Genomic DNA, 4,421 nt, shown 5'->3' on the forward strand with positions numbered 1-4,421 from the left:
AGCTGCTTTAGCAGAATAGATTTTTATGAATTATTTATAAATAAAAAACGAACTTGAGAAAGTTCGTTTTTTTAGACTAATTTTTTGGTTTCGTTTAACGTTTGGTATATGGTTTGTTGCGTGTTTAAGCAACTAATTTAGTAAACAAATCACAGATAGAAAATTTCAACGGAATTTTCGTAAGTAAGCAAAAACTAAGCAATAAATTATATACTGTGTTGTATGCAGGTGCTTATATGTAACAGTTAGTTTATTCCTCAACAAATCTAACTTTTTTGTTATAAACCTTTAAAATATTAAGGTATGCAATTATAACACATAAGAGTTATTCTTATTCTTATTTTCATAAGCTATTGTGGTAGAAGGTCCATGACCAGTATAAACAATAGTTGCTTCGGGCTTAATTAATAATTTCTTTTTAATACCATCTACTAAAGTCTTTAAGTTGCCATATGGTACTTCTGTATGACCAATACTCCCCTTGAAAAGAACATCTCCTCCAATCATAAAATCTTGCTGTTCACAGTAAAGAACTATACTTCCTGGTGAATGACCTGGTACATGAATAATCATAAACGTTGATGTTCCTAAGGTTAACGTATCTCCTTCTTTGACATAATTGGTTAATGGAGATACGGGTTCCATATGAAGATTAAACCAGCCAGTCATTTCTGGAATTCTTGGCATAAGTAAATTAGCTTCTTTATGGCCTATTAAAGGAACATTCCATTGCTTTAATGCAAAATTAACGCCTGCTACGTGGTCAAAATGTGCATGTGTCAGCACGATTTTAGTAACATTTAATTGCTCTTTTTCTACGAAAGAAGCTAGTATTTGTTCTTCATCTGCATTCCAACAACCTGGATCTATAAGAATGCAATCTTTAGTTTCGGAATCCCATAGCACATATGTATTTACTTGAACGGGGTTGAATGGGAAAACTTGAACATGAATCATTGTTTTATATATTTATCATAGAATTCGCCAAACGAATCGTAAGTAAATTTCACAGCTTCTTTAGAAATTTCGGCATTAGGTACGTAAGCATCAAAACCATGATAAGCACCTTTATATAATTTGAATTTCACATCAATATCTTCCTGTTTCAAAGCATCAATGTAAGCAATTGTTTCATCCTTAAATGGTTCCATATCACCCACAAATGAGATGGTTGGAGGGAAGTTGGTGTAATCTTTATTTCTTGCTGCCGCTGCGTAAGCAGGAACGTTTTCATTATTAGCTTTAATATCTTTTAAATAAGAATCCCAACCTTTTTTATTTGATTTTGTATTCCAAACAGGAACCGATGTCATCTCTTTAGCCGAATTAGTATTCTGAAGATCATCTATCATTGGATAAAATGGCATTTGAAAAGCAATGTTAAAATCACTTGTATCTCTTGCTTTTAGAGTAACAGCTGCTGTTAATCCACCACCACCACTATGACCAGCTATCATAAAATTATCATCATAAATGCCGAGTTCTTCAGCATTTTCCTTTGCCCACAACAAGGTGTCATAACAATCATTAAAAGCAGCTGGATATGGAGCGTCTAAAGCTTTTCTATAAGCGGGAGCGATAACTATACATGGTCTTTTTTCAATAAATTGTTTAATAATATCAAGATTCGGCATCATTTCTGGACTTCCTAAAATATAACCTCCACCATGTATATATTGTAATAGAGGTAATCTCCCTTTAACATTTAGAGGTTTAAAAATGCGTACTCTAATATCAGGACCACCATTCTTACTTGGAATAAAACGTTCTTCATTATGTAGTCCTTTTATTTTTTTTCCATTAAAGATACGAGCTGAGAAATTCATCATCTTAATACCCCAATTTCTACTTGCCAAATAAGTAAAGGATTTAAATGGCGTGTACATAGACTGAAGTCCTTTGTCTATTTGGTTTTTCATAATTTTTATATATTTTAATTTGCTAAAACCTCGGCTAACACTTGCTTATAACTTGCAACAGATTGTGCTCCACCAACAGGTTCTGAGTCATTAAAATACATGGTTGGCACACCTGATACTCCTTGGTTTTTCCAATATTGTAATTGTTCTTCAACGTGATTATGAGCTTCTGTATCATCTAATTTTTTAATCCCTTCATCAGCGTTCAGACCAACAACCAGTAATTCCTTATATAGAACATCTTTGTCGGATATATCCTTTCGTTCGCTGAAAAAAGATGCTACTAAACGCGAATTTAATTCGGTCTGCAAGCCATAACCTTTGGCATAGTCTAGTAAAATATGTGCATTTTTTGTATTCACCACTTTCATGCCATCAAAAAGATCAAATTTAAAGCCTTCAGCCTCAGCCATAGCAGCTAAGCGTAATTTATGTACATCTGTTTCTTCTTTGCTTGCTCCATATTTTTGCGACCTGTATAGATATTGATCTATGCCTTCTGCAGGCAAACCTGGGTTTAATTCAAAAGGTTCCCATATGATTTCTACTTTATCTTGTAATTCCATTTCGGTAATGGCTTGCTGAAGTCTTTTGTATCCAATAAGACACCAGGGGCAAACCACATCTGAAACGATGTTTATTTTTATCTTATCTGACATTTTTTCTAGTTTAAAATTAGTTTTTAGTCCAAGCTCTGCTTTCAAATGCTTTGTCTACTGGGATATCAAAGATGTGATTTGTGTAGTTACTCATTGTTTTAACAGCTGCCCCTGTAATAACACCAAGAATATGACTTTTTGTATAGCCTACATTCAAAAAGTTTTCAATATCTAATTCTGAAGGATAGCCTCGTTTCTCTATCATTATTTTAGAAAATAAACTTAATGCCTTCAATTTCTCATCAGGAATTTCTGTATTATTTCGTATTGCATCAGTTACTTCTTTAGGGACTTTAGACATTCGGTCTGCAATAACACTATGTGCAGCCATACAGTATTCACATCCATTTTCATAATTCATAGATAAAAATATAACTTCTTGTTCTTGTGGAGTAAAACCTGCATTTTTTCTAAACGAATCATAAGCGTAGGTGTAGGCATCAAGTAACGCATCGTTATTTGCCATGGTGGCATACATATTGGCAATCATTCCAGCTCTTTTTTTAGAGGTTTCTAAAATGGAGCTTGATAACGTGTTTGCAGTTTCTATTGTTTTCGGTGCTAAGCTTACTTTCTTTATTGTATTCATAATTTCTATTTTTTTCTTCAGTGATGAAGTTTTAGTTTCTAATATGATTCAAGTATACAAAAGATACTACTGTTGTACAATACGTTACGTTTAGGTTAGCAAGTATACAAAAGGATAGTGTTGTTGATGTGAAGACTTTAGCGTTAAAAAAAAATAAACTTTTTTTCAAGAAAAATTTAGTGACTTGTAAATTATAGCGATTAATCGATTTTAAGTTACCTTTGTAGCCTTAGTATATATTAGGTACTTTTGTAAATCAGTTAGTTATGATTGGTAAATCCTATTTTTTATAAAAGTTAAATAGAAATATAGTAGTATGAATGACAAAAGAATGCAAGAGATGTTGGCTAATTTGGATGTAGAAAATCCATCAGAAGTATGTCCAATAAAAGATGTATTAGCTACAATGTTGGATAAATGGACTATGATGATAGTATTAGTTCTTGGAAAACACAAAGTGCTCCGTTTTGCAGATGTAAAAAGAAGTGTGGTAGGCATATCTCCTAAAATGCTGACTAAATCGTTGCGAACTCTAGAAAGAGATGGGCATGTAAAAAGAACTGTTTATCCAGAAGTACCTATTAGGGTAGAGTATAACTTAACTGATCAAGGCTCTATCTTTTTGAAAAAATTAGTCGATTTAGCAGATTGGATCGTACCTCACGTACCTGCCATAGTAAAAAATAGGGAAGAGTTTATCAAATAAAGGGTAGAGGAATTAGAAATTCGGGAGAATTAAATAATGCTAATTTGTATTGGTCAAACCTGCTCTTTTACAAATTTTATTTCAAGTTGATAGTTCTATCATTTTAAAATGTGCTAGTGAAGGCTTTATTCCTTTAACAATCCGATTATTTGACAGATGTTCCTCCACACTTGCATACAACTCTAATGATATCAAATCGTTTCAATGTTTTATATCAGAAGTTAACGAAGTTAGTTTTTTTTAAATTTAGAATTAAACCAAATTAGCTTTTTTTTGTTGTCTTTAAGCTGTAATTAGCGTGTTTTCTTTATTCAATTTTTCGGATAAGGATTATAATCTTTCCCTTGCCAAGTATTCTCTAACTCCATTTGTTTATCAGTTTTAGCAATCTTTTTAAAGTTTTTAAGTCCGTTCTATTTTTGATGTCATTAATAAGTTAATAAGATTTGTAAATGAGGCAATCGAATTTATTGAAGTTAGATTTAGTAAAGTGTTGCAAAAGTTTAATTTATAGAAATGCTGTTGATGTTAGAGCTGCTTTAGCAGAA

At 32.2% G+C, this 4,421-nt stretch carries 5 protein-coding genes; 1 reads left to right on the plus strand and 4 read right to left on the minus strand.

Features of this window, described 5'->3' with window-relative positions; all coding sequences use genetic code 11:
* Positions 1-309 precede the first annotated feature (309 nt).
* Genes MPF19_RS18625 through MPF19_RS18640 form a run of 4 tightly spaced genes read right to left on the minus strand, consistent with a single transcriptional unit; the run spans position 310 to position 3,167 of the window.
* Positions 310-957: an MBL fold metallo-hydrolase gene (locus MPF19_RS18625; RefSeq protein WP_249989784.1), complete on the minus strand. Its 648-nt coding sequence runs from the start codon at positions 955-957 to the stop codon at positions 310-312.
* The gene (locus MPF19_RS18630) at positions 954-1,919 is read right to left on the minus strand and encodes an alpha/beta hydrolase (protein ID WP_249989785.1); all 966 of its coding nucleotides are present in this window, start codon (positions 1,917-1,919) and stop codon (positions 954-956) included. Before MPF19_RS18630 ends, MPF19_RS18625 begins: the two co-directional genes overlap by 4 nt.
* 14 nt (positions 1,920-1,933) lie before the next feature.
* Positions 1,934-2,578: a DsbA family oxidoreductase gene (locus tag MPF19_RS18635; RefSeq protein WP_249989786.1), complete on the minus strand. Its 645-nt coding sequence runs from the start codon at positions 2,576-2,578 to the stop codon at positions 1,934-1,936.
* 16 nt (positions 2,579-2,594) lie between these two features.
* Positions 2,595-3,167, minus strand: a complete 573-nt coding sequence (locus MPF19_RS18640) for a carboxymuconolactone decarboxylase family protein (protein WP_249989787.1) — start codon at positions 3,165-3,167, stop codon at positions 2,595-2,597.
* A gap of 316 nt (positions 3,168-3,483) precedes the next feature.
* Here MPF19_RS18640 and MPF19_RS18645 point away from each other — a divergent pair, with 316 nt between their 5' ends.
* Positions 3,484-3,873: a winged helix-turn-helix transcriptional regulator gene (locus MPF19_RS18645; protein ID WP_117884815.1), complete on the plus strand. Its 390-nt coding sequence runs from the start codon at positions 3,484-3,486 to the stop codon at positions 3,871-3,873.
* The last annotated feature ends 548 nt before the right edge of the window (positions 3,874-4,421 follow it).

Source organism: Polaribacter sp. Z014, from assembly GCF_023555435.1.
Taxonomy (GTDB): Bacteria; Bacteroidota; Bacteroidia; order Flavobacteriales; family Flavobacteriaceae; genus Polaribacter.

Bases quoted from the DNA above. Each gene is read 5' to 3' on its own strand.
- MPF19_RS18625 (WP_249989784.1), bottom strand. From the start codon at position 957: ATGATTCATGTTCAAGTTTTCCCATTCAACCCCGTTCAAGTAAATACA.
- MPF19_RS18630 (WP_249989785.1), bottom strand. From the start codon at position 1,919: ATGAAAAACCAAATAGACAAAGGACTTCAGTCTATGTACACGCCATTT.
- MPF19_RS18635 (WP_249989786.1), bottom strand. From the start codon at position 2,578: ATGTCAGATAAGATAAAAATAAACATCGTTTCAGATGTGGTTTGCCCC.
- MPF19_RS18640 (WP_249989787.1), bottom strand. From the start codon at position 3,167: ATGAATACAATAAAGAAAGTAAGCTTAGCACCGAAAACAATAGAAACT.
- MPF19_RS18645 (WP_117884815.1), top strand. From the start codon at position 3,484: ATGAATGACAAAAGAATGCAAGAGATGTTGGCTAATTTGGATGTAGAA.